Origin of the sequence: Halomonas sp. S3-1-1 (genome assembly GCF_023757625.1) — a bacterium.
GTDB lineage: Bacteria > Pseudomonadota > Gammaproteobacteria > Pseudomonadales > Halomonadaceae > Vreelandella.
Window position 1 is genome coordinate 179,605 of sequence record NZ_JALGBZ010000003.1, and the last position, 25,029, is coordinate 204,633.

Annotated in this window: 23 protein-coding genes; 9 read left to right on the plus strand and 14 right to left on the minus strand. The window is 63.2% G+C overall.

The window, feature by feature from the left end; genetic code table 11:
- The first annotated feature begins 9 nt into the window (after positions 1–9).
- Both MQW23_RS10195 and recG read left to right on the plus strand, forming a co-directional pair.
- Positions 10–921, plus strand: coding sequence for a hydrogen peroxide-inducible genes activator (locus MQW23_RS10195; RefSeq protein ID WP_252107987.1), 912 nt, complete (start codon positions 10–12; stop codon positions 919–921).
- On the plus strand, positions 918–2,996 hold the full coding sequence (recG, locus tag MQW23_RS10200) for an ATP-dependent DNA helicase RecG (protein ID WP_252107988.1): 2,079 nt from the start codon (positions 918–920) through the stop codon (positions 2,994–2,996). Before MQW23_RS10195 ends, recG begins: the two co-directional genes overlap by 4 nt.
- Here recG and yccS read toward each other — a convergent pair.
- From yccS to MQW23_RS10220, 4 genes are all read right to left on the minus strand, one after another.
- The gene (yccS, locus tag MQW23_RS10205) at positions 2,993–5,203 is read right to left on the minus strand and encodes a YccS family putative transporter (protein ID WP_252107989.1); all 2,211 of its coding nucleotides are present in this window, start codon (positions 5,201–5,203) and stop codon (positions 2,993–2,995) included. The two genes, recG and yccS, sit on opposite strands and share 4 nt — an antisense overlap.
- Positions 5,204–5,448: 245 nt before the next feature.
- Positions 5,449–5,805: a hypothetical protein gene (locus MQW23_RS10210; RefSeq protein ID WP_252107990.1), complete on the minus strand. Its 357-nt coding sequence runs from the start codon at positions 5,803–5,805 to the stop codon at positions 5,449–5,451.
- Complete coding sequence (locus MQW23_RS10215; RefSeq protein WP_252107991.1) at positions 5,805–6,077, minus strand: HU family DNA-binding protein; 273 nt, start codon at positions 6,075–6,077, stop codon at positions 5,805–5,807. Before MQW23_RS10215 ends, MQW23_RS10210 begins: the two co-directional genes overlap by 1 nt.
- A gap of 122 nt (positions 6,078–6,199) precedes the next feature.
- A complete protein-coding gene (locus tag MQW23_RS10220; RefSeq protein WP_252107992.1) occupies positions 6,200–7,393 on the minus strand; it encodes an NAD(P)/FAD-dependent oxidoreductase in 1,194 nt (397 codons plus the stop codon).
- 195 nt (positions 7,394–7,588) lie between these two features.
- On the opposite strand from MQW23_RS10220, the gene MQW23_RS10225 reads away from it, so the two are divergent.
- The 5 genes from MQW23_RS10225 to MQW23_RS10245 all read left to right on the plus strand — a co-directional run bounded on the left by MQW23_RS10225 (position 7,589) and on the right by MQW23_RS10245 (position 11,727).
- On the plus strand, positions 7,589–8,065 hold the full coding sequence (locus MQW23_RS10225; RefSeq protein WP_319022811.1) for a chorismate--pyruvate lyase family protein: 477 nt from the start codon (positions 7,589–7,591) through the stop codon (positions 8,063–8,065).
- 33 nt (positions 8,066–8,098) lie between these two features.
- The gene (ubiA, locus tag MQW23_RS10230) at positions 8,099–8,989 is read left to right on the plus strand and encodes a 4-hydroxybenzoate octaprenyltransferase (RefSeq protein ID WP_252107993.1); all 891 of its coding nucleotides are present in this window, start codon (positions 8,099–8,101) and stop codon (positions 8,987–8,989) included.
- A gap of 99 nt (positions 8,990–9,088) precedes the next feature.
- Entirely contained in the window at positions 9,089–9,778 is a 690-nt protein-coding gene (gene phoB / locus MQW23_RS10235) for a phosphate regulon transcriptional regulator PhoB (RefSeq protein ID WP_252107994.1), read from the plus strand.
- A 3-nt stretch (positions 9,779–9,781) separates the two neighbouring features.
- Positions 9,782–11,080 (plus strand): phosphate regulon sensor histidine kinase PhoR, encoded by a 1,299-nt coding sequence (gene phoR, locus MQW23_RS10240; RefSeq protein ID WP_252107995.1) that lies wholly within the window; start codon positions 9,782–9,784, stop codon positions 11,078–11,080.
- Positions 11,081–11,376: 296 nt separating this feature from the next.
- The gene (locus MQW23_RS10245) at positions 11,377–11,727 is read left to right on the plus strand and encodes a hypothetical protein (RefSeq protein ID WP_252107996.1); all 351 of its coding nucleotides are present in this window, start codon (positions 11,377–11,379) and stop codon (positions 11,725–11,727) included.
- 356 nt (positions 11,728–12,083) lie between these two features.
- On the opposite strand, the gene cysZ is transcribed toward MQW23_RS10245, so the two are convergent.
- The 6 genes from cysZ to MQW23_RS10275 form a co-directional block, all read right to left on the minus strand.
- Positions 12,084–12,815: a sulfate transporter CysZ gene (gene cysZ, locus MQW23_RS10250; protein WP_252107997.1), complete on the minus strand. Its 732-nt coding sequence runs from the start codon at positions 12,813–12,815 to the stop codon at positions 12,084–12,086.
- A gap of 80 nt (positions 12,816–12,895) precedes the next feature.
- Complete coding sequence (gene phoU / locus MQW23_RS10255; protein WP_252107998.1) at positions 12,896–13,621, minus strand: phosphate signaling complex protein PhoU; 726 nt, start codon at positions 13,619–13,621, stop codon at positions 12,896–12,898.
- A gap of 25 nt (positions 13,622–13,646) precedes the next feature.
- Positions 13,647–14,450: a phosphate ABC transporter ATP-binding protein PstB gene (pstB, locus tag MQW23_RS10260; protein WP_252107999.1), complete on the minus strand. Its 804-nt coding sequence runs from the start codon at positions 14,448–14,450 to the stop codon at positions 13,647–13,649.
- Positions 14,447–15,847, minus strand: coding sequence for a phosphate ABC transporter permease PstA (pstA, locus tag MQW23_RS10265; RefSeq protein ID WP_252108000.1), 1,401 nt, complete (start codon positions 15,845–15,847; stop codon positions 14,447–14,449). The genes pstB and pstA overlap by 4 nt, the downstream gene beginning before the upstream one ends.
- Positions 15,847–16,956, minus strand: a complete 1,110-nt coding sequence (locus MQW23_RS10270) for an ABC transporter permease subunit (RefSeq protein WP_252108001.1) — start codon at positions 16,954–16,956, stop codon at positions 15,847–15,849. Before MQW23_RS10270 ends, pstA begins: the two co-directional genes overlap by 1 nt.
- A gap of 81 nt (positions 16,957–17,037) precedes the next feature.
- Positions 17,038–17,928 (minus strand): PstS family phosphate ABC transporter substrate-binding protein, encoded by an 891-nt coding sequence (locus MQW23_RS10275; RefSeq protein ID WP_252108474.1) that lies wholly within the window; start codon positions 17,926–17,928, stop codon positions 17,038–17,040.
- A 180-nt stretch (positions 17,929–18,108) separates the two neighbouring features.
- Between MQW23_RS10275 and MQW23_RS10280 the strand changes: the two genes are divergently transcribed.
- The gene (locus MQW23_RS10280) at positions 18,109–18,534 is read left to right on the plus strand and encodes an acyl-CoA thioesterase (RefSeq protein WP_252108002.1); all 426 of its coding nucleotides are present in this window, start codon (positions 18,109–18,111) and stop codon (positions 18,532–18,534) included.
- 91 nt (positions 18,535–18,625) lie between these two features.
- Here MQW23_RS10280 and MQW23_RS10285 read toward each other — a convergent pair whose 3' ends face one another.
- The 3 genes from MQW23_RS10285 to hexR all read right to left on the minus strand — a co-directional run bounded on the left by MQW23_RS10285 (position 18,626) and on the right by hexR (position 22,954).
- Complete coding sequence (locus MQW23_RS10285; protein WP_252108003.1) at positions 18,626–19,714, minus strand: TRAP transporter substrate-binding protein; 1,089 nt, start codon at positions 19,712–19,714, stop codon at positions 18,626–18,628.
- Between the two features lie 98 nt (positions 19,715–19,812).
- On the minus strand, positions 19,813–22,014 hold the full coding sequence (gene uvrD / locus MQW23_RS10290; protein ID WP_252108004.1) for a DNA helicase II: 2,202 nt from the start codon (positions 22,012–22,014) through the stop codon (positions 19,813–19,815).
- Between the two features lie 85 nt (positions 22,015–22,099).
- A complete protein-coding gene (hexR, locus tag MQW23_RS10295; RefSeq protein ID WP_252108005.1) occupies positions 22,100–22,954 on the minus strand; it encodes a transcriptional regulator HexR in 855 nt (284 codons plus the stop codon).
- 256 nt (positions 22,955–23,210) lie between these two features.
- Between hexR and MQW23_RS10300 the strand changes: the two genes are divergently transcribed.
- A complete protein-coding gene (locus tag MQW23_RS10300) occupies positions 23,211–23,429 on the plus strand; it encodes a PA3496 family putative envelope integrity protein (RefSeq protein WP_252108006.1) in 219 nt (72 codons plus the stop codon).
- 96 nt (positions 23,430–23,525) lie between these two features.
- Here the strand turns inward: MQW23_RS10300 and MQW23_RS10305 are convergent, their stop codons facing one another.
- A complete protein-coding gene (locus MQW23_RS10305) occupies positions 23,526–24,869 on the minus strand; it encodes a sodium-dependent transporter (RefSeq protein ID WP_252108007.1) in 1,344 nt (447 codons plus the stop codon).
- Positions 24,870–25,029: the final 160 nt, after the last annotated feature.

A 25,029-nucleotide genomic window follows, 5' to 3' on the forward strand; every position in this document is an offset into this window, starting at 1 on the left:
GGCACCGTTATGACTTTAACAGAACTTCGCTACATCGTAACCCTTGCACAAGAGCGCCACTTCGGCCGCGCCGCTGAACGCTGCCACGTTTCCCAGCCCACGCTCTCGGTGGCGGTGAAAAAACTCGAGGACGAACTCGACACGCCCCTGTTCGAGCGCTCCAAGTCCACCGTGCAGGTCACCCCGCTGGGCGAGAAAATCGTCGCTCAGGCGCAGCGCGTGCTGGAGCAGTCCAGCCTGATTTTCGAGATGGCCAGCGCCGGCCGTGATCAGTTGGCCAACCCGCTGCGCATCGGCGCCATTTACACCATCGGGCCGTATCTCTACCCGCACCTGGTGCCGGCGCTGGCCGAGGCGGCGCCGCAGATGCCGCTCTACATCGAGGAGGGGCTGACCGGCACGCTCAGGGGCAAGCTCAAAAGCGGCGAGCTCGACGTCATCATCGTCGCGCTCCCGTTCACCGAAACCGACGTCGTCACCAAGGCGATCTACGACGAGGATTTCGAGGTGCTGATGCCCAGCAGCCACCCTTGGACCGAACGGGAGGCGATCGAGAAGGAGGCGCTGCTCGAGGAGCGGCTATTGCTGCTGGGCGAAGGGCACTGTTTTCGCGACCAGATTCTCGAAGCCTGCCCGGCGATTACCCACAAGCTCAACAGCCCCAGCAATACGCTGATCGCCGAAGGCGGCTCGCTCGAGACCATCCGCCATATGGTGGCCTCGAAGCTTGGCATCACGGTGCTGCCGCAGTCGGCGCTGGGAACGCAGAAGGATGAACGCTCACTGCTGGCGAGCCGGCCCTTCGTTTCGCCCTCGCCCTCGCGCACCGTGGCCATCGCTTGGCGGGCGAGTTTTCCCAGACCCAAGGCGATCGACGCGCTGGTGCAGGCGATCAACCAGTGCCGGCAGGCCATGCCATGAGTGCGCTCGACGCGCCGGTCACCGAGCTCAAGGGCGTCGGCGAGGCGCTGGCGGCCAAGCTTGCGCGTCTGGGCGTCGAGCGGGTGAGCGATCTGCTCTTTCATCTGCCGCTTCGCTACCAGGACCGTACGCGTCTGACGCCGATCGGGCTTTTGCGCGCGGGCAGCGAAGCGGTGGTCGAAGGCGAAGTGACCGCCTGCGACATCGTCAAGGGGCGAAGGCGAAGCCTTCTGGTACGCCTTCGTGACCAAAGCGGCATCCTGAGCCTGCGCTTTTTCCACTTCTCCCCGGCGCAGAGCCAGCAGCTGCGCCCGGGCGTGACGCTGCGCGCCTTTGGTGAGGCGCGCGCCGGTGCTACCGGGCTCGAAATTTATCATCCCGAGTATCGTCCGGTCAGTGATGCCGAGGCGCCGGTCGAAGAGCACTACACGCCGATCTACCCGACCACCGAAGGGCTCCATCAGACCCGGCTGCGGGCACTGGCGCTGCAGGCACTCGAGCGTCTGGAAGCCGCCCCGGAAGCGCTGCCGGACATGATCCCCCCGGCGCTGGCCGAGCGCTTTGGCCTGCCCGGGCTTCACGCAAGCCTTATGCTGCTGCACCAGCCGCCGCCGGACGTCGACCTCGACACGCTCGCCCAGGGCCTGCACCCGGCGACCCGGCGGCTGGCGCTCGAGGAGCTTCTGGCCCACCAGTTGAGCCTTCGCGAAGTGCGCCTGCGCATTCAGGCCGACGGCGCCCCGCGCCTGCCGGCAGGGCGCAGCCTGCAAACCCGCTTTCTGGCCCAGCTGCCCTTTGCGCTCACCGGCGCTCAGCGCCGGGTGCTCGAGGAGATCGAGCTCGATCTTGTCGAGCCCGCGCCGATGCTGCGGCTGGTGCAGGGCGATGTCGGTTCCGGCAAGACCGTGGTCGCCGCCATGGCCGCGCTGTCGGCGCTTGCCGGCGACTGCCAGGCGGCGATCATGGCGCCCACGGAAATTCTTGCCGAGCAGCACTACCGCTCCTTTAAGGCCTGGTTCGAGCCGCTGGGTATCGAGGTCGCCTGGCTTGCCGGCAAGCTCAAGGGCAAAAGCCGCCTCGATGCCAAGGCAGCGATCGCCGATGGCCGAGCGCGGATGGTGGTCGGCACCCACGCGCTGTTCCAGGAGGACGTTCACTTCAAGTGTTTGGGGCTTGCGATCATCGACGAGCAGCACCGCTTCGGCGTGCACCAGCGCTTGGCGCTGCGCGAGAAAGGCGAGGCGGGCGGGCTCACCCCGCACCAGCTGATCATGACTGCCACGCCGATTCCCCGAACGCTTGCCATGAGCGCCTACGCGGATCTGGACGTCTCGATCATCGACGAGCTGCCGCCGGGGCGCACGCCGGTCAAAACCGTGGTGGTGTCCGACGAGCGCCGCCCGGAAGTGGTCGAGCGCATCCGCCGCGCCTGCAGCGACGGCCGCCAGGCCTACTGGGTCTGCACGCTGATCGACGAGTCCGAGGTGCTGCAGTGCCAGGCCGCCGAGGTCACCCGCGAGGAACTGACGGCAGCGCTACCGGAGCTTGCCATTGGCCTGATCCACGGGCGCATGAAGGCGGCGGAAAAGGCCGAGGTGATGGCGGCGTTCAAGGAAGGCGAGCTGGATTTACTGGTGGCCACCACGGTGATCGAGGTCGGCGTGGACGTGCCCAATGCGAGTCTCATGATCATCGAGAACCCGGAGCGCCTCGGGCTTTCCCAGCTTCACCAACTGCGCGGACGGGTCGGGCGGGGAAGCACCGAGAGCTTCTGCGTACTGCTGTATCACCCGCCGCTGTCAAAAAGCTCGAAGGAGCGTTTGGGCGTGATGCGCGAAACCACCGACGGCTTTCGCATCGCCGAGAAGGACCTGGAGATTCGCGGCCCCGGCGAGGTGCTCGGCACCCGCCAGACGGGCCTTGCCCAGATGAAAATCGCCGATCTCGAGCGCGACGCCGACCTGCTGGAGCGCGTCACGGCGATGGCGAAAACGCTTCAAAGCGACCGTGAAGCCACCGCCGTGCTGGTACGCCGCTGGCTGGGCGAAGCCGCCGGGCGCTACGGGCAAGTCTAGCGGTCGGCCGGTTTAGGCCGCTGGGTGAGCCGGGCCGCGCTTTGGGCCAGCGGCGTGAGCTGCTCGGCGATCAGTTTGAGCTGGCTCTGAATCGGGCGGTAAAGCGTTACCGCGGTGGTGCGCTCGTCACTGGCCGGCGGGGTGTCGGCCTTTGGCGCATCGCCAAGGGCGGCGAGCAACGCCTCGGTCTGCTCATCGAGGGCGGTGACGGGCTGGCGCGCGTGTAGCTCCCGGGTCATCGCTTCGAGCAGCTCGCTGATGCGCCGGGCCTGGGGCATCAGCGCGGCGTCGTCTTCGTCGTCGGTTAGCCGGTGGCGGTGGGCGCCGAGTGCCGACAGGTGGCTCAACAGCGTATTGGAGAGCACCAGAAAGCGCAGCCCGCTGTCCGCGTCCTGCTTGCGGTAGTGGCCGGGCTCGTGAAGCATGTTGGTCAACAGTGTCGAGAACGCTGCATCCGCGTTGTGGGCGTTGCGCCGTGCCAGCCGGTAGGCCAGATCGTCCTGTTTACCGGTTTCGTACTGGTGAGTGATTTCATCGAGGTAGCCGCGGTGGCTGGTCAGCACCCGGGCCGCCTCGCGGTAGAGCCGTCGGCCCTGCCAGTCGGGCAGAATGAAGAACACCGCAAGCCCGGCGATGACCGCGCCGATCAGCGTATCGAACAGCCGCGGCCAGATCAGGTTGAAGCCGTCTCCCACCTGGTTGAAGCTGCACAGCACCAGCAGCGTGATCGAGGCGGTGGCGATGACATAGCGGCGCTCGCGGTTGGCGAAAAAGCAGACCCCCGCGGCCACGGCGATCACGCTTTGAACGCCGGGCTTGGGGAACAGCGAAATCGAAGCCCAGCCCACGATCAGCCCAAGCACCGTGCCGAGAATCCGCTGGGAAAGAAAGCGTCGCGTGGTGGCGAAGTTGGGGCGGCACACGAACAGCGTAGTCAGGAGAATCCAGAACCCTTGCTCCGGATCGATCCACTGCAAAAGCGCATAGCCTGCGACCAGCGCCGTCGATAGACGCACGGCGTGGCGAAAGGTGGGCGAGCCCAGCGTCAGATTCAGCCGTACCCGATTCCAGGCCTCCTTGATGCTCGACGGCGAACGGTCGAACAGGGCGCTGTCGCGTCGATCATCGCTACTATCGGGGTTGTGGACGCTGGCGATCTGGGTCTCCAGCGTGGCCAGGTTATCCGCCAGGGCGTTGAGTGGATGAATCAGCGCGCGCCACTCCGGGCGGTCGCGATCACTCAGATTATCGATCGAGGCGCGCAGATCCATCAGCGCCTGCTCGCTGAGCTCGTGATCGAACGGGCGGTTCAATAGCAGGGACTTCGCCAGCTGGCGACAGGCCCGGCCCTGCTGGTCCAGAAGGCGCTGGCAGCGAAACAGCACGTCGTGGTGGAAAAACGCTTCGGTCAGCGCGCTGTAAGGGTAGTGGGTGGAGCTCGCCCGCTCGTGGATGTCCTGAGCGATGAAGTAAATGCGCAGGTAGCGGTTGAGCTTTTTGCTTCCGCGCTGGCCCTCCAGGCGGCGAAAGATCATCTCCTTGGCCTGGTTGAGCGCAGCCACTACCTGGCCGTTCTGGTGCGCCAGCGCCACCCGGCGCGCCTCCACATCCACGCCGCGTACCGGCTCGAACAGCGCCGATTTGAGGATCAAAAACTCCCCCAGCGTCTTGTACACCCGCGCCATGCTCTGCTTGACCGGCTGGCGGGAAAAGAGCGCGCACCAGATCACGGAGATGAGCCCGTACCAAGCCGCTCCCGCCAGCAGCAAAAGCTGGCGCGAAGCGACATCGGCATCGACGCCGCCGTGCTGCTCGATGTTGATCATCGAATAGATCGAGAGAATCAGCGTGCCCGAGGCGATGGTGGCGTAGCGCTGGCCGATGGCGCCGAGCATGATCAGCGTAAAGGCCGACACCCCAAGCCCGAGCGCGAATAGCCAAGGCCAGGCAAACAGCCACTGCACCACGAAGGAGGCCAGCGCAAAGCACAAAAGCGTCACGATCAGCGCCTGAAGCCGCCCCTGCCAGCTATCGTCGGTTTCCGAGAGCGCACAGGCGATGATGCCCAGAAACAGCGGAATGACCAGCGCCACGTCGGCCTGAAACACGCTAAACAAAAGCGCCCCGCTAAAGGCGATGAACACCCGCAGGCTGTAGGCGAATTTATCCAGTGTCCAAAGGCGGCGCAGCGGTAGAGCGATCGGCATGGCGTCTCTTCGATGATTCGTTAGACTTTAGTATAACAATGTCGGTGAGCGCCTGGCCACGGCCTTCGTGCTCCTCACGCCATTTTGACGACGTTAGGTATCGATACCATTTTAGGCGCTTGTCGTCAGTAAGCCGGGGTAGGGCGGCAAAAGCAGGGTGCTTTCAGGAAAGCGAATCATCCGGGCGGATGTGACGCGAAGGGATCTATCAAAACGGCCCGCCGTTAAAGGCGGGCCGTTGAGCGCTACAGGTGCTTCAAGAGCTTTTGCAGTTTAGTCAGGTCGCTGGAGTCGCCGACCAGGCGAACGTCGCCGTTCATCATGCCGTGCAGAAACGCCTGCTGGGTCGGCTTTTTGAGAATCCTGAGCGCCGCGTCCTGATCGCGAAAGCGCAGCTCCAGATCCAGGTCGATCGGCAGGCCCTTGCCGGTGTGGATGCCCTTGGGCGTCATCCGGTAGTGGCGCGCCGTGTCCAGATCCTCGGTGGCGATGCCCCAATCCAAACCGCGCATCCGCTCGAGCTGCTCCTTGAAGCGCGGCTTACGCCGCAGCGCTCGCTTGAGCAACAAGCCCAGTAGCAACAGCGCAAGCCGGAGTTTCATTAGGAGACGGCGTCCTTGAGCGCTTTACCGGGCTTGAACGCCACGTTCTTGCTGGCTGGAATGTTCAGCGGCTGGCCGGTTTGCGGGTTTTTGCCGGTGCGGGCGGCGCGCTCGCGTACGGTGAATGTACCAAAGCCGATCAGGGCAACGTCTTCGCCTTTCGCCACGCTGTTGGTAATTTCGTCGAGAATGACGTTCAGCACTTGGCCCGCCTTGTCCTTGGATAGGTCGGCGTTATCGGCGATGGCAGCGGCCAGGTCAGGTTTGCGCATAAAAGGGGTCTCCCTGATAGAAAAAATAAGCGTAACGCTTATGAGTGCGATTGAAAACGAACGAGTGTTTTAATTTCTCGGCTCAAGCCCGATGCCGGGCTCGAGCGCCACTGCGTTGCGATTTAGCCTAGCAGCGCGGGTACTGCTCTGGAAAGCTCCACTTTCCTTTTGACCGCCCCGCCTGTCAACGCAAACCCGACTAATTGACCATCTTTATCGTCGGCCAGCGCCGTCAACGTATCGCCTTCGCCCTCGATGCGCCACTGGGCGCCCGCGCCGACCGGCGGGTAGGCCACCACGGGCAAAAGCGGCGTTTTCACCACCACCGGCCAGGCACCGAGGCGCACACGGGTTGGTTGACCGGTGAGGGTGGCGGCCAGCGCCTTGACGCTGGCCTGAAGCGGCTGGACGTACATAGCGTTGACGCCGTCTATGCATGCCACATCGCCCAAGGCGTAAATGCCGGCGTGGGAGGTCGCCAGTGTACGGTCGACATGAATGCCGCTCTCGCTGACGTCGAGCCCCGCCTCGCGCGCTAGCGCGCTTCGCGGGGCAAGGCCGGTGGCCATCAGCACCGCGTCGACGTGATGGGTGTCGCCGCTGTCAAGCGTCAGGGCAATGTCGTCGTGCTCGGCGGCGGCGGCGGCGGCGCGGCTCACCGTGCGGCCCAACGCCAGTTCGATACCGCCGGCCTCGAAAGCGCGGCCCAAAGCCTGACCCAGCGGTACCGGCAGAAGGCGCGGCAGCGGCGTGGCCTCCGGGGCGATCAGCGTGACCTGGTGGCCGCCGGCGAGCAGGTCGTTGGCGAATTCGCAGCCCACGAGCCCCGCGCCGACAACGGCTATCCGCGCGGGCCCTGGCGCCAGGGCGGCGTGAAAGCGGCGGTAGTCGTCCAGGTCGTTGACGCTGAAAAAGCGCTCGGCAAGCCCAGCGGGAATGTCGAAGGCGTTTCGCGGGCCGGCGCCGGTGGCCAGCACCAGCGCCTCGAAGCCCACATGCTCGCCGTCTTCGAGGGTCGCCCGGCGGCGGTCGCTATCGATAGCGACGACGTGAGTATTCGATAACAGCGTGGCATCGAGCTCGTCGGCGACGCTGGCGGCGCTTTTTTTGGCAAGCTTCTCCGGTGTCAGGCGCTTGCCAAAGCCCGTCGAGAGCAGCGGCTTGCTGTACTCATCGGCGCTATCACCGCTTACCAGGGTGATCGAGCGGGTATCTCCCAATCTTCGCAGCTCGCGGGCAAGGCCGATACCGGCCATACCGGTACCGATGATGAGCAGATCCACCGGCGCATCGGTTTGAGAGAAAGAGTCGGCCATGTCTTCACCAGACGTTGGAATTCGGGAGCTCGAGACACGGATGTTCTCGAGAAAAGCGCGTTGGGCCATCATGTTACACTAGCTTTTATGACTTGACCGCTCTGGAGATCGCGTGGCGACACACACTCAGCAGGTAGCGCTTTTTCCACGCTGGCAACCCGTTTCGGCGCTGCGTCCGGCCATGAGCGCGCCCTGGTGGCGGTGGGTCGCCTCCACCGATTCGCTGACCGCGCGGCTGATGGCGGCGGGTGCCCCGGTGCGTTTCGGGTACGGCTGCTGCGCCAGGGCGTCGGCGTACCCGAACGCGACGAAGCGCGGGCGCTCGGCCTTGCTCCGCGCCGGCTTGCCTGGTGTCGTGAGGTGGCGCTGTGCGTGAATGGCGCGCCCTGGGTCGTGGCCCGCTCGGTGGCGCCGCTGTCGCAGCTCCAGGGGCAGCACCTCGAGCGTTTGGGCGAGCGCTCGCTGGGTAGCTGGCTGTTTCGCCAGCCGGGTCTTAAGCGCGGCGCGCTTTATGCCACCGGCCAGCGTCCGGCGTTCGCTCATCGCCAGGCGCCGGAGCTTTCGAGCGTCTGGGCGCGGCGTTCGATCTTCTACCACGGCGGGCTGTCGCTTTTGGTGCAGGAAGCGTTTTTATCGACCATGGCGGATGAACCCGATCTGGCTTCGCGCTAAGCTGGGCGCGCGTTTTATCCTCGAGAGGTAAGCATGGACCGTTCTCTGCTGCGCCCGACCGGCTGGTCCCGGGCGGGTGATTTCATCACGCTGATGCGCCTTGATCGGCCCATCGGGACCTGGCTTTTGATGTGGCCCACGCTTTGGGCGCTGTGGATCGCCGCCGAGGGGGTGCCGGGGCGCGGGGTGCTGTTGATCTTTATCGCCGGCGTCTACTCCATGCGCGCGGCCGGGTGCGTGGTGAACGACTACGCCGATCGCCACTTCGACGGCCACGTCAAACGCACCAAAAACCGGCCTCTGGCCACCGGGCGCATCGGCGAAGCCGAAGCCAAGGTACTGTTCATCGCGCTGGTGGCGGTGTCGTTCATTTTGGTGCTGTTGACCAACTGGTTTACCGTGTTGCTGTCGGTGGGCGGGCTTTTGCTTGCCGCCACGTATCCGTTCATGAAGCGCTATACCCACTTTCCCCAAGTGGTGCTCGGTACGGCGTTCTCCTGGGCGATCCCCATGGCCTTTGGCGCGGTTCTTGGCCACGTGCCGCTCGTGGCGTGGGTGCTTTTTCTGGCCAACGTGCTGTGGACCGTCGCCTATGACACCCAGTACGCCATGGTGGACCGCGACGACGACTTGAAGATCGGCATCAAATCCACCGCGGTGCTGTTTGGCCAGGCCGACCGGCTCATTATTGGTCTGCTGCAAGCAGCCACGCTGTTACTGCTGGCCTGGGTAGGGTGGGCCGTCAACCTGGGGGGCTTTTTCTGGCTGGGCCTGGTGGCCATGGCGGCCACCTTCGTGCATCAGCAGCGCCTGATCGTTCACCGCGAGCGCGCGGCCTGCTTCCAGGCGTTTTTGAACAATCACTGGTCGGGGCTTTTGCTCTTCGCCGGGCTCGTCTTGAGCTTTTGGCCGGTCACGGGCTAAGGTGGCGACAGTCGGTGTCATAAAACTGTCACTCGCTCATGGTGTGATTGTCACCGATATGTCATCGACCACTTCGCCTGGACACCGTGAGGCCCGACCATGACCGCCAAAACCGTTTTGATCGTCGACGATGAAGCGCCGATTCGCGAGATGATCGCGGTGGCGCTGGAGATGGCGGACTATCGCGTGCTCGAAGCCGATAACGCCCAGGATGCCCACGCGCTGGTCGTCGACAACCAGCCGGACCTACTGCTGCTCGACTGGATGATGCCCGGTACCAGCGGCATCGAACTGGCCCGCCGCCTCAAGCGCGAAGAGGCCACCGCCGAGCTTCCGATCATCATGCTCACCGCTAAGGGCGAGGAAGACAACAAGATCCAGGGGCTCGAGGCCGGCGCCGACGACTACATCACCAAGCCGTTTTCTCCCAGGGAGCTGGTCGCGCGCCTGAAAGCGGTACTGCGCCGTACGACACCGCGCGGTATGGAAGACCCGGTGGAGATCAACGGCCTGCTGCTCGACCCGGTAAGCCATCGGGTCAGTGCTCACGGCAAGGCGCTCGACATGGGGCCGACCGAGTACCGCCTACTGCAATTTTTCATGACCCACCAGGAGCGCGCCTATACCCGCAGCCAGCTGCTGGATCAGGTATGGGGCGGCAACGTCTACGTCGAAGAGCGCACCGTGGACGTTCACATCCGCCGCCTACGCAAGGCCTTGGGCGATGCCCATCAGAACCTGATTCAGACGGTGCGCGGCACGGGCTATCGCTTCTCTGCCCGGGGCTAACGCGTGCACCTGTGGAGCCGGGAACTCTGGCGAATCGCCTGGCTTGCCACGCTCGGTATCATCATGGGCTGGCTGTTTGGCGCGCCGGGGTTTGGCCTCGCCGCCGGTCTTGGGGTGTGTCTTTTCTACCACCTGCGCCAGCTACGCGCGCTTTACCTGTGGCTGACGCTGACGCCAAGTGAAGAGCCGCCTGCCGGCCCCGGGCTCTGGGGCGAGCTTCTGGACCGCCTCTACCGCTACCAGAAAAGTCAGCGCATCACCCAGGGCCGCCTGAGAGCTACCCTTGCGCGTATTCAGGAGTCGTCGGAGGCGATGCGCGACAGCGTGGTCATGCTCGACCGTCACGGTGATCTGGAGTGGTGGAACAGCGCCGCCACGCAGATGATGGGGCTTCAAACCGCCCATGACCGCGGCCAGCACATCACCAATTTGCTGCGCGACCCCGCTTTTGTGCGTTACTTCTCATCCCGCGAATATAGTGAGCCCCTAACGCTCACCTCGCCCATCGACGAACGGCGCATTCTCGAGTATCAGATCACGCTTTACGGCGACGATGAGCGGCTTTTGATGGCGCGTGATATCACTCGGTTACACCGGCTGGAGCAGATGCGCCAGGATTTCGTTGCCAACGTCTCCCACGAGCTGCGCACGCCCTTGACCGTACTCTCTGGCTATCTGGAAACCTACAGCGATCTGAGCGATCAGTTGCCGCCAAGGCTTGGCCGCAGCGTCGCTCAGATGCAGGCGCAAACCCTGCGCATGCAGAATCTGGTCGACGACTTGCTGCTGCTTTCGCGCCTCGAGATCGATCAGGGCGGCAAGGATCATCAGCCGCTGGCGCTAGGCCCGCTGCTGGAAAGCGTGTGCCAGGACGCTCGGGCGCTTTCTGGCCAGCAGCATGAAACGCCCCAGCAGATCACACTTGAGATCGAAAGTGACGCGCGGCTGATCGGCAGCGAGCAGGAGCTGCGAAGTGCGGTGTCCAACCTGGTATTCAACGCCGTGCGCTACGCCCCGGGGGGCAGTACGATTACGCTTCGCTACGCCGAGCTCGCCGAAGGTGGGGCCTGTCTTGAGGTCAGCGACGACGGCCACGGCATCGACCCGGTGCATATTCCACGGCTGACCGAGCGTTTTTATCGCGTCGACAAGGGCCGCAGCACGGCCACTGGCGGTACCGGTCTTGGGCTTGCCATCGTCAAGCACGTGCTGCTTCGCCACGACGGGCGGCTTTCGATCGAAAGCCGCCCGGGCCTGGGCGCGACCTTTTGCTGTATTTTTCCCGCCGCTCGCCTGAGCTGACCCTATCTCAAAATAACGCTTGTACAAGTGTGTCAATATGGCATGAAAGAGTGGTACAGCTTCGCGCATGTGCCATTTTTAGTCACTATAGAGGCGTTGATCAGGCTAGATACATCCCCTTGTACAGGTCTTGTAATATTTTATGTTATTGATTTTAAATGTTTTTAACTTTTGATTTGATTTATGGCACAGTCTCTGCAAAGCTTTAAGCAAGAAAGACAGCTGCTTCAAAGTAGTTCGCCGTAAGGCACTCTTTCTTACTTTAAGCGGTACCACAGCAATTCAGGAGGTGGAATATGATGTCCAAGGAGCTACTCAAGAAAGCTGGTGTCGTAGGTATTGCGTTTGGTCTGTTGGCAAGCCCGATGGCCTTTGCAGATACTACTGATCACCCGTCTATCGATGAGAACCAGGACAGCATGGTCGAGCAGGATGGTACGCAAGATCATGGCGTCAATATGAACACCAACGAGAGCCCTGACTACACACAGGAAGAGCTCACGACCGATCACCATACTCAAGGCCCGAACGACGAAACGATCGGCGAGCCTGATTCCATGGGTACCGCCCCGGATTCAGTAGGCGAGACCGATGAAGGTGCTGAAATGTCACCGGAAGAAGTCGTCGAGAAAAATTCCGAGTCCTAAGCAAACGCTTTAGGTAACATTTGTTTGCAATTTCGGTACAAAGTATTACGCTTATGGAGTGAGCAAAAGAAGGGGCAAGGATGTCCCACTGCACGGATGCTCACCGATTCAAGGAATGAATCAAGCGAAGATCAAAACGTTTGTCAGGGTAGATTCCAAGGTTGGAGACCCGCACAAGGATTGGAAGCTTACGTTACGTATCGAAATCGCTAAACGAGATCCAGACCCCGCCCTTTGCGGGGTCTAATTTTTTGTGGGTACTTTTTTTGTTGAGGGTAATGGCGGGTTTTCATTTTAGGTAGTAGCAAGGCCCCCAGCGCTTGGGAAACCGCAAGGCGTTTGACCGTAAGCCGCTTTTAACGAGCAGGCAGTCTTTCAAGATCACGGTAGTGCGCGTCCCACATCAACACGGCTCCGGCGACCGCCCCTGGTAGTAGAAAAAGATTGGCCAGCGGTATCCAGGTAATCAGCGTGACCAAGCCCCCGTAACTCATGCTGGGCCACCAGCGCGCGCTCAGCCGTCGGCGCATCTCCTTAAAGCTCACCTTGTTGTTATCCATCGGATAGTCCAGATAGGTGATCGCCATCACCCACGCGGAAAACAGCGCCCATAAAAAGGGGGCCGCCAGGTTGAGCCCGGGAATCCAACTGAATACGAACAAAAGCGCGACCCTGGGCAGGATGTAGCGCAGCTTGACGAGCTCGCGGCCCACCGCGTCGAGCGCCGTTTTAGCCAAACCGCGATCATCCAGCGGCTCGACGCCGGTCGCGGTGCGCTCCACGCGCGCGGCGAGAAACCCGTAAAACGGCGCGGCGATAAAATGGGTCACCAGCGTGAAGGTGAAAAAGATCGCCACCAGCAGGCTCAAAACGAACAGCGGCCAAAGCAGCCAGTCGAGCCAATCAAGCCAGGTGGGAATGCTGGCCATGGCATGGTCCAGCCAGCCGGAAAAACGCCGTGCGGTGAAGCTTGCAAGGCCGATGTAGACGATCAGATTGATGAGAATGGGGAGAAAGACGTAGCGCCGTTGCCCCTTTTGATACACCAGGCGCAGCCCCTGGCTCAGTGCGGAAACCGCAGTCAGCATGGTTGATCCTTTCGCAATACGCCCGACGAAAAGCGTGGGTTAAGAAGCCGGGCGTATTGCAGAATCAACGCGCTAAAAGGTCAAGGCTTTTTTAGCATCTGCTGGTCGACGCTGTCCGGCGCGCTGTGGCGAATATCGAGCCCCTTGACGAGGTAAACCACGTACTCGGCCAGGTTGTTGGCGTGATCGCCCACGCGCTCCAGCGCCCGCAGCACCCACATGATGCTGAGTACCGGCGTGATCGAGCGCGAATCCTCCATCATGAAGGTCATCAGCGAGCGCATGGCGCTACCGTACTCGTCGTCAACGGATTCGTCCTCGCGCACTACCTGCATGGCAAGCTCGGTATCGAAGCGGGCAAAGGCGGTGAGCGCATCGCGCAGCATCTTGCGCACGTGCTCGCTGATGTGGCGCACCTCGACCAGGCCCCGCACGGTGCTGGCGTTTTCCGAAAGGAGCAGCGCGTTGCGGGCGATTTTGCTCGCTTCGTCGCCGATACGCTCGAGATCCGAGGTGGCACGAATCACCGCCAGCACCAGGCGCAGATCCGATGCCGCCGGCTGGCGCCGGGCCAGCACGCGGGTGCACTCTTCGTCGATCTGCAACTGCAGGTCGTTGACCTGGCGGTCGTTGTCGCGCACTTCTTCGGCCAAGTGGCTGTCGTTTTCCAGCAGCGCGTGTACGGCGTTTTGCACCTGTTTTTCCACCAGTCCGCCCATGGCCATCAGGTGGGTTTTAAGCTCCTCGAGCTCCTGATTGAACTGGCGCGAAATATGCTGGCTATGGGTATCGCTTGTAATATCCATCGAGCCCTCCTGAGGGTCGGGTGGGTCAAATGACCCGGCCGGTAATGTAGTTTTCGGTACGCGGTCGTTGGGGGTTGGTGAAAACCTGATCGGTCGGGCCGTACTCGACGAGCTCGCCGCTGTGTAGAAAGGCGGTGTAGTCGGATACCCGCGCGGCCTGCTGCATGTTGTGGGTCACCAAAATCAGCGTTAGCTCGTTTTTGAGATTGCGTATCAGCTCCTCGATCTTGAGCGTGGAGATCGGGTCCAGCGCCGAGGCCGGCTCGTCGAGCAGCAGCACCTCCGGCTTGACCGCCAGCGTGCGCGCGATCACCAGCCGCTGCTGCTGGCCGCCAGAGAGCTGCCACGCCGAGCGGTGCAATTGATCCTTTACTTCGTCCCACAGCGCGGCGGCGCTCAGCGCCCATTCGATGATGTCGTCGCGCTGGCGTTTGGGCAGGCGCCGCTCCAAGCGCAGGCCGAACGCCACGTTCTCGTAGATCGACATCGGGAAAGGGTTGGGGCTTTGAAACACCATGCCGACCCGGCGGCGAAGCTCGCTGACATTGAGATTCGGCGCGTGAATGTCGTCGCCTTCAAGCTGAATACGGCCCTGGTGCACCGCGTTTTCGTTGAGATCGTGTAGCCGGTTGAACGCGCGCAAAAGCGACGACTTGCCACAGCCCGACGGCCCGATGAACGCGGTCACCCGGTGGCGCGGCACCTCAAGGGTGAGCGCCTTGAGCGCCGGCTTGTGGCCGTAGGCCAGGCTAAACGCTTCGACGTTCAGGCAGCGCTGCTCGGCGGGAAAGGTGACCACCGGCGGCGCGGCATTCAGGGGCGCGTTCATGACTCTCCTCGCTGTCGGCGTAAATAATGACGCAGGAATATGGCAGTTAGGTTAAGCACCAGCACGATCAGCACCAGCAACAGCGCCGTGGCGTAGACCAGCGGGATCGCTGCCTCGACGTCGTCGCCGTGAAAGGCGCTATCAAATAGATGATAGCCAAGGTGCATGAACTTGCGCTCGAGGTGCAGGTAGGGAAACTCCGCGTCCAGCGGCATTTGCGGGGCGAGCTTGGCCACGCCTACCAGCATCAGCGGCGCCACCTCGCCGGCGGCGCGGGCCACCGCGAGGATCACGCCGGTCAGCATGGCCGGGGTCGCCATGGGCAGCACGATGCGCGTGAGCATCTCCAGGCGCGTGGCGCCCAGCGCCACGGCGCCTTCGCGCTGGGCGTCGGGAATGCGCGCGAGCCCCTCTTCGGTCGCCACGATCACCACCGGCAGGGTCAGAAGCGCCAGCGTCAGCGACGCCCATAAAAGCCCGCCGGTACCGAAGGTAGGCGAGGGCAGGGCGTCGTCGAAAAACCACTGATCGAGCGAGCCGCCCACCCCATAAACGAACACCCCCAAGCCAAACACGCCGTAAACGATCGAGGGGACGCCGGCGAGGTTGCGCACGCCGATGCGCACTAGCCGGGTCAAGCGGTTCTGGTGGGCGATCTCGTTGAGATAAACCGCCGCCAGCACGCCAAAGGGGGTCACGATCACCGACATCAGTATCACCATCAACAGCGTGCCGAAAATCGCCGGCCACACGCCGCCGCCGGTATTCGCCGCCCGCGGGCCTTCGCTGAGAAAGCGCCACACGCCCTGGCCCCAAATCGCGGTTTTTTCCCCTATCGAGAGTGCATTCGGCGCCACGAACGTGTTCACCCCGGAAAGCGGCTGAACGAGCCCGCGCCCGCTGGGTGAAAGCAGCACCAGCTCGCCCGAGCGCTCGGAAGGTGGCAACGCAAGCAGCTGGCTAATGCGATCAAAAGCCGAGTCGCCGGTGAGGCGCTCGCCGTCGAGCTCCAGCGCGATCAATCGCCCGATGAAGTCCCCCCAGGGGCTGCGCTCCAGGCGAATCACGTCTGCCGGGGTCGCCGCGCTTACGATCTCGTCAACGCCGACCCAGCGCCAGTCGGCGCCGGTCAGTTCCCGATTGCCGGTGAAGTAGAGCCGCTCGGTGGCGCTGCCGGTGGGCATCGGCGCCTCGCGCAGCGGCTGGCCGATCATTTGCTCGCCGGAGCGCAGCGTCAGCTCCTCGAGCGTTGCCGGCCAGAAGTGGCCAAGCCCCTTGACGGTTAAAAGCGTCAGTAGCGTGGCCAGCATGAACAGCGACAGCGCCACGCACCCGGCGCAGAGCCAGGCCCAGAGCGCGTCGCCGGGCCACCGGCGGCGGTGAGACGTGCGCGACATCAGGCGCCTCCCAGCCGCTGATAGCGGCGGCGCAGGCGCTGGCGGACGACCTCGGCCAGGGTGTTGACCAAAAAGGTGAAGAGAAACAGTACCAGCGCCGCGAGGATCAAGAGGTGATAGGTCTGACTGTCCGGCGGCGCCTCGGGAAGCTCGATGGCGATCGCCGCGGAAAACGAGCGTAGACCCTCGAAGGGGCTGGCGCTCATCAGCGCGGCGTTGCTGCTCGCCATCAGCACGATCATGGTCTCGCCCACGGCGCGTCCGGCGCCGATCATTACCGCCGAGAAAATGCCCGGCCCGGCCATTGGCAGCGCCACTTTCCAAAGCGCCTGCCAGCGGCTGGCGCCGAGCGCTTGGGCGCCTTCCATCAGCGGTTTGGGAATATCGTAAAGCGCGTCCTCGGCCAGCGAATAGACGCTCGGGATGATCGCAAAGCCCATCGCCAGCCCGACGATCAGCGTGTTGCGAGTGGTGTAGTCGATGCCAAAGCGCCGATCCAGAAACGTGGCCAGGTCGCTACCCAGCCACTGCTGCTCCAAAATCGGCGCCGCCCAAAGCACCAGCGCCGCCGTGGCGGCAATCCAGGGCAGCAGCCAAAGCCCCGCGCTTTCAAGCGACAGCGCCCGGCGCAGCGCCTTCGGCGCCAGGTGCCATAGAATGCCCGCAAGACCCGCCGACAGCGGCAGCCACAGTAACAGCGCAAGGGTGCTTGCGAGATGACGCTCGACCCAGGGCGCCAGCACCAGCCCGGCGACGAACCCGATTACCACGCCGGGCACCGCTTCCATCAGCTCGAGACTCGGTTTGATGCGCGCGCGCAGCCGGTCGGTCATGAACAGCGCAGAAAAAATCGCCGCGCCCAGCGCCACCGGCACCGCCAGTACCAGCGCGGCGATGGCCGCCTTGAGCGTACCCCAAGCCAGGGGCGAAAGCTTCTCCAGCGAAAGCGTGTCGAAATGGGTCAGAAGCGGCAGCGTCTCCCACACCAGAAACACGCCGATGGCAAGAATCGCTAGCAGCACGCCGATACCCGCTGCGGTGATCAAGCCGGTGGCGATTCGATCCTTGAGCGTTCGAAGCGACGAGGGGGCCGGGGAAGGTGGCGTCATAACGACATCATAAAAGGGAGCAAGAGGGTATCGGTATGCCAACGAGGCATCCGCCATTGACTAGCGTAGGTCATTTTCATGTCAGTTTTGTGACACCTCGAGCGCTTCGTCCGCCAAGGGCACGAACCCCGCCGCGCGCACGATCTGCTGGCCCTCATCGGACAGGATCAGTTCGATGAAGGCGCGCTCGGCGGGCGGCAGCGGCGTGCCCGGCGCCGCGTTTACGTACAGGTATAAATTGCGCGCCAGCGGATACTCGCCGCTTTGAATCGTCTCCGGGGTCGGGTCGATGGCCTCGCCTTCGGCGTTGATCAGGGCCAGCGCGCGAACCATCGGTGTCAGGTGATGATAGCCGCTGTAGCCCATGGCATTCGGCGCGCTGCCCACGGCGGCGATGACCGCCGAGGAGCCAGGGTATTCGCTGATGTCTGCGCGAAAGCGCCCGCCACACAGCGCGCGCTGGCGAAACAGATCGAACGTGCCGGAGGCCTGGTTGCGCCCGTGCAGCGCCACGTGACCAAAGGGCCAGTCGAGCGGCGGGGGGAGGTCGTCCCAGCGGCGAATCGGCGCCTCGCCGCCGCAGGCCAGCGTACTGGAGAAAAGGGCGTCCAGGGTTTGCCGCGTGATCGCGCGCAGCGGATTGTGGCGATGCACCACCACCACCAGCGCGTCCCGGGCGACACGAAGCTCCCGGGGCGGGTAACCGTAGCGGTGCTCGAAGCGTTCGCGCTCGGCGCGGCTCAGCGGGCGCGACATCGGCGCTAGGCGCGTGGTACCCGCCACCAGCGCCGCCGCGGCAATGGAGGAGCCGCCGGCCTGTAGCTGCATGGTGATGCCCGGATGGCGCGCGGCCAGCGCCTCCCCCCAGCGCAGCACCAGGCTCGCCATGGTGTCCGAGCCGGTCGCGCCCAGGGTGCCGGTGATCGGCGCCGCCCAGACAGCGGGCGTGGCGAGCCACAAAAGCCCGCCCATAAGAAGCGCCGCGACGATCCTGGCGGGCCTGCTCCTGGGACTCTTCAAACGCACCACCTCTTGTGATTAACTGACGCCGTTGAGTAACACATCATCGTTACCCTTTCCTGTTACAAACATACGTCACCACGATATGTCACGCGACATTCGACAACAACAAGCCCTCGAAGCGACCCGACTATGACACCCCTTGAACACGATCTGGACGACGTGCCCGCCCCGCTTGGGCAGCTCACGTTGAAGCTACTGGCGTCGCGCCAGGATACCAATCTTTATGGCGATATCCCCGGCGGCTGGCTGGTCAATCAAATGGACCAGGCCGCGGAGCTTGCCGCCGGGCGAGAGGCCGGCGGGCGCACCGCGACGGTGGCGATCGAATCGATGGATTTTTTGAGCCCGGTGCGAGTGGGCGCCACCGTCAGCGTTTACACCCAGGTCAAGGAGATCGGCCACAGCTCGATCAAGATCGACGTCGAGGTGTGGGTGCGTCCGCCCCAGGGGCGTACCCTCGAAGAGCGCCAGAAAGTGACCGAGGCGCGCTTCGTAGTCGTCGCCCTCGATGACAACGGCCGCATTCGCGCGGTACACGGCGACTCGCACGCTTAACGGTGCGGCTACTTCTGGCGGCAAAAACGATGAAAGGGCGCCTGGGGCGCCCTTTCGCTTGCATCATCGATAGAGAAAATAACTTCTCGCGCTACGCGCCGATGCTGTCGCGGCCCTTGAAGTAGGCGTACTCGCCGATGTCGCTGAATGGGCGCATCAGCTGCTGGAACGCGGAGTAGGACTCGTAGACGCGGCGCGACTGTTCGTCGTTTTCGGTCTGAGTCTGAATCACCTCGCGGGTGGCCTCATAAAGCGCCTGCATGACGTCGTCCGGGAAGGTGCGAAGCTCGACGCCGTGCTCGTCGACCAGCGTTTCCAGCGCTTGGGCGTTGTGGAAGGCGAACTCGGTGAACATGGCCAGATTCGATGCCCGCGCCGCTTCGCGAATGACCGCCTGCAGATCTTCCGGCAGCTCGTTCCAGGCGTCCAGGTTGATGAAGCTCTCGACCAGCGCGCAGGGCTCGTTCCACACCGTGGTGTAGTAGTAGTCCGCCACCTGGTGCAGGCCGAAGGCCAGGTCGTTGTAGGGGCCGACCCAGTCCGCGGCGTCGAGCACGCCGGTTTGCAGTGATGTGAAGATTTCCGAGCCCGGCAGGGTCACGGTGCTCACGCCGATGGCATTCATCGCTTCACCGGCAAGACCTGGCAGGCGCAGGCGCAGGCCCTGCATGTCGTCGAGCGAGTTGATCTCTTTTTTGAACCAGCCGGCCATCTGCGGGCCGGTGTTGCCCACGGCGAAGGGCTTGAGGTTATGGTTGGCATACACCTCGTCCCACAGCTCCTGGCCGCCGCCGTGGTAGATCCAGGCATTCATTTCGGTGGTGGTCATGCCAAACGGCACGGCGGTGAAAAACTGCGACGCCGCGACCTTGCCGCGCCAGTAGTAGGGCGTGGAGTGGCCCATTTCGGCGGTACCGGCGGAAACCGCGTCGAACACCTCGAGGGCCGGCACCAGCTCGCCGGCGCCGTGCACGCGAATGCGCATGCGACCGTTGGAAAGCTCCTCCACCCGGCGGGCGAAGTCGTTGGCGCCGGTGCCGAGGGCCGGGAAGTTCTTCGGCCAGGAGGTGACCATGTCCCAGGTATAGGTTTCCTGAGCCTGGGCGGTACTCACAAAGGGAGCGGCGGCGACACCGGCGGCCCCGAAGCCGGCGGTCTTGATAAATTGGCGGCGTTGCATGAAAGAGTTACTCCGACATGAATCGTTTTTATAAGTGCACCTAAGCGCAAGCATCATTAGCGAGTATGCGCCAATCCGCTTTTATTGGGCAAGTTAGCCTAAAGGGGGGTGAGCTTGGCAAAGCCCAGCACCAGCCACTTGTCGCCTTCGCCTTCGAAGCTCACCTGCACCCGCGCCCGCGCGCCCTGGCCTTCGGCGTTGAGAATCATGCCTTCGCCGAACACCGGGTGGCTAACGCGCTGGCCGATGTGTAGCTCCGGAAGCTCGCCTTCGGACTCGATGGAGGTTTGGGCGTAGCTGGGGCGCGCTTGCGCGGTCACCGGGCGCGAGACGTGGCCGCGCAGGCGTACCTCTTCCAATAGGTGCGGCGGCAGCTCGCGCAAAAAGCGCGACGGGCGCGGAAACACTTCCTTGCCGTGCAGCCGCCGCGTTTCGGCGTGCGTCAGGTAGAGCTTCTGCATGGCGCGGGTCACGCCCACATAGCAAAGCCTGCGTTCTTCTTCCAGGCGCCCCGGTTCTTCGACGGACATCTTGTGCGGAAAAAGCCCCTCTTCGACGCCGGCGATAAACACCACCGGAAACTCGAGACCCTTGGCGGAGTGCAGCGTCATCAGTTGGACGCTATCCTCGAACTCCTCGGCTTCGTGGTCGCCGGCGTTGAGCGCGGCCTCGGACAGAAACGCTTCCAGCGCGGTCATGCCTTCACCGGCTTCCGGGGTCTCGAAGGCGTCGCCCTGGGTGAAGGCCCGCGCCGCGGTGACCAGCTCCTCAAGGTTTTCCACCCGCGCCTGGCCTTTCTCGCCGCGCTCGCTCTTGTGATGCTCGATGAGCCCGGTATGGGCGATCACATGATCGATGATCTCATGAAGGGTGAGGCCCGCGGCGTCGTTGTCGAGCTGCTCGATCAGGTTGGTGAACGCTTGCACCGCGTTGCCCGCGCGACCTTTCAGCGTACCGTCACCGAGGGCGTCGTGCAGCGCCTGCCAGAGCGACACGCTTTCAAGGCGCGCGCGGTGGCGCACGATTTCGACGGTGCGCGTGCCGATGCCGCGGGTGGGCACGTTGATCACCCGCTCCAGCGAAGCGTCGTCGTCGCGGTTGAGCAGCAGGCGCAGGTACGCTAGGGCGTTTTTGATCTCGAGGCGCTCGTAGAAGCGGTGGCCGCCGTAGATGCGGTACGGCATGCCCTGGCGGATCAGCGTCTCCTCGATCAGCCGCGACTGGGCATTGGAGCGGTACAAAATCGCCACGTCGCGCCGGTTCACGCCTTCATCGACGCGCTCCTTGATGGTATCGACGATGTAGCGCGCCTCTTCCAGGTCGTTGAAGCCGGCGTAGACCGAGATCGGCTCGCCTTCGACGCCGTCGGTCCAGAGATTCTTGCCCATGCGCTCGCTGTTGTGGCTGATCAAGGCGTTGGCCGCGTCGAGAATAGCGCTGGTGGAGCGGTAGTTCTGCTCTAGTCTCACGGTTTTGGTTTGCGGAAACTCGTCCTCGAAGCGGCGGATGTTCTCGATCTTCGCCCCGCGCCAGCCGTAGATCGACTGGTCGTCGTCGCCCACCGCAGTCATCGGCGTCTGCATGCCGGTCAGAAGCTTGAGCCAGGCGTACTGCAGCGTGTTAGTGTCCTGAAACTCGTCGACCAGCACGTGGCCGAAGCGCTCGCGGTAGTGGTTCAAAAGCGCCGGATTGTCGCGCAGAAGCTCCAGGCTTCGCAGCAGAAGCTCGCCGAAATCGACCAGGCCACCACGTTCGCAGGTGAACTGGTAGCGCTCGTAGAGCTCGACCATCTGGCCGAGATAGCCGTCGCCGTCGACGTTGACCTGATGCGGTCGGAGCCCCTCTTCCTTGCAGCCGGAAATGAAGCCCTGCACCTGGCGCGGCGGAAAGCGCTCGTCGTCGACGTTGTAATCTTTCAATAGCCGCTTGACCAAGCGCAGCTGGTCGTCGGAATCGATGATCTGGAAGTTCTGGGGGAGCTTGGCATCCTGCCAGTGGGTGCGCAGAAGTCGGTGGGCGATGGAGTGGAAGGTGCCCACCCAGACGTGGCGCATCGAGATGCCCAAGAGCGCCTCGAGGCGGGTGCGCATCTCGCGCGCGGCCTTGTTGGTAAACGTCACGGCGAGCAGCGCGTAGGGCGAGAGGCCTTCGGCCTGCATCAGCCAGGCGATGCGATGCACCAGCACCCGGGTCTTGCCCGAGCCCGCGCCGGCGAGCACCAGAAGGTTGCCCTGGGGGGCGCTGACCGCCTCGCGCTGAGCAGGGTTGAGCTGATCGAGAATCGCCGTTACGTCATCCATGGTCGCCGCTGCCGGTTTGCAAATGGGCGGCTAGTTTAGCACAGCCCCGCCACTGGACGACCATACAGTGGCGCGGGCAGTTTGCTCAGCCCTCTTCCGGGTAGCGCAGCGTATTCAGGCTCTTCTTCACCGCCTTCAACTGTTCGGCGAGCTTCGGCCCGCGGGTTTTGGCAACGCCGACGGCCAGCACGTCGATCAGCACCAGATGCGCGATGCGCGAGCTCAAGGGCGTGTAGATCTCGGTGTCCTCGTGAACGTCGATGTAAAGCGGCAGGCTTACCTCGTCTGCCAGCGGCGACTCACTCGGGCAGAGCCCGATCACCGTAGCGCCGGCCTCGCGCGCCAGGCGTACGCTCGCCACCAGCGCCCGGGTGCGCCCGGTCTGCGAGATCGCCACCACTACGTCGCCTTCCTGCAAGGTGACCGCGGACATGTTCTGCATGTGCGGATCGGCGTAGGCCGAGGTCGAGATCTGCAGACGAAAGAACTTGTGCTGGGCATCGAACGCCACCGCCCCGGAAGCGCCGAAGCCGTAGAACTCCACCCGGTTGGCCATCGCGAGTGCATTCACTGCCTTACCCAGCGCGTCGTTGTCGAGCCGGTCGCGCACCGACAGAAGCGTTCCCACGGTGGAGTCGAAAATGCTGTGGGAGAACTCCGCCACCGAGTCGCTATCGTTCATCGAGAACTGGGCGAACTGGCTGCCCGAGGCGAGCATCTGCGCCAGTTGAAGCTTGAAGTCCTGAAAGCCGTTGCAGCCCAGCGCCCGGCAAAAGCGCACCACCGTAGGCTCGCTGACGCCCGCTTCGGTGGCGAGATCCACGATGCGCATGTGGATCACTTCGTCAGGGTTTCGCAGCACGAACCGGGCGACCTTTTGCTCGGAGCGGCGAAAGTGCTCCATGCGGCGTCTCATTTCATCGAACAGGGCGCGACTCACGGTGAGCTCCTTGATAGTCAGGGCACGGCCTGGTGCCGTTGGCGTTTGCGACAGTATGCCTGAACCCGGTGCGCTGCGCGCCCCGGCTCATTAGGCTAATTGATAGCGTTTAAAGGCCGTTGGCCTCTTTCTTCCTGAGCCGTCATCATTTTGTCAAGTAGGTTATAGTAATAAGTGTCGTGCCGCACTGCATCATTGCTTTCGCCGTCACGGATGCAGGTGGACAAGTGCTTATTCACCCAAGGGAGCATCGATGATGAAAAACGTCGAACGACTGACGTCGCTTAAAAACGAGCTGCTCGATATATTCATGGGAATGGAAGTCGACGAACACACCAAACGCCGCCAAAGCGCCGCCCAGCGCAACTTGCGCGCCCGACGCGGCATCGAGCTGCATCGCGAATCACAGAAGCTGTCGCGCGCGATCGCCCCGCTGGCGGACGACGAGGAGTTCCCGCCTAGCGCGCTCCATTGAGCCTCGGCCGATCGAAACATCGCCGCGTTAACGCGCGGCCATAAAAAAGGCCCTGCCATTGGCAGGGCCCTGAGCTGGTCAAAACATCGCCGCGGTTTAAATGAAGCCCGCCACGAAGACCACGATCACGCCAGTGGGCGCGACATATTTGGTCAGCAGATTCCACAGGCTGTAGTCGTACACGTCCATACCGAGTTCGCTACGCGACTCCTCCTTGTCCAGGCAAAGCGAGTAGAACACGATCGCCCCTAGCCCGGTCAGCGGCAGCAGAATTTTGCCTGTGAAGGTGTCGAGCAGATCGAAGATGTTAAGCCCGAACAGCAGCACGCCGTCCCATACGTTGAACGATAAAAGTGCGGCCACGCCGACCAGCCAGACCGCCGCGGCGCTGGCAAGCGTAGCGCCCAGTCGGCCAAGGGCGGTGCGCTCCTCGAGTGTTTCCACCACCGGCTCTAACAGAGAAATCGCCGAAGTGAGGGCAGCAAAGGTCAAAAGCAAAAAGAACCCCAACCCCAGCAGGCTACCGCCAAGGATGTTGCCGAAGGCGATGGGCAGCGTCACGAAGATAAGACCGGGGCCGCTGGAGGCGTTCAGGTCGGTCGCGAACACGATCGGGAAGATGGCAAGCCCGGCCAACAGCGCGATGGCGGTGTCCAGAATGATCACTGTACGGGCGGTGCCGAGCAGGTTGACGTCTTCACCCAGGTAGGAGCCGTAGGCCATCATGATGCCCATACCGAGCGACAGGGTGAAAAACGCCTGCCCCATGGCCGCCAGCATGACGCTGCCGTTGAGCGCACTCCAGTCCGGGCTGAACATAAACGCAAACGCCTCGCCGAAGGCGCCGCTCACCGCGCCGTAGCCCACCAGCACCAGCAGCAGCACGACCAGCGCCGGCATCAGCAAGCGCGCTGCCGCTTCCAGCCCCTTGGTCACGCCGCGAGCTACGATACCCACCACCAGCACCATGAACAGCGTGTGCCAAATGAGTAGCGACCCTGGGTTACCCAGTAGCGCATTAAAAGCCGCTTCGCTCGTTTCCGCGTTTTGACCACTGAAGGCGCCGGTCACCGAGTTCAGCGTGTAGTTGAGCGACCAGCCGCCTATCACGCTGTAAAACGACAGGATCAAAAACGCCGCCAGTACACCGCTGACTCCCACCATGGCCCAGCCGCGCGAGCGGCCGTGACGCTTGGCAAGCTCCGCCATGGTGTTGATCGGATTTTTCTGACCGCGCCGGCCGATCATCCACTCCGCCACCAGAATCGGAAGCCCCACCAGCGCAACGCAGGCCAGATAGACCAGTACGAACGCCGCGCCGCCGCTTTCTCCAGTGAGATACGAAAAGCGCCAGATATTCCCAAGACCTACCGCAGACCCCGCGGCGGCCAACACGAAGCCCATCTTCGAGGACCACTGTGCGTGTGCCAGTTTTGCCATACATCACCCAGGTGTTCAGTTTGTAGTATGCGTTTGCGCGCTTCGTCGAGCTCGGCCCTGCCAGGGGCAGACCGAAAGTACGCGCAATTTATAGGAACGCGGCGCGCCATGCCAGCCGCTGAGGCTCAGTTTGATGAGCAAAACAGCATGAAACAACCCA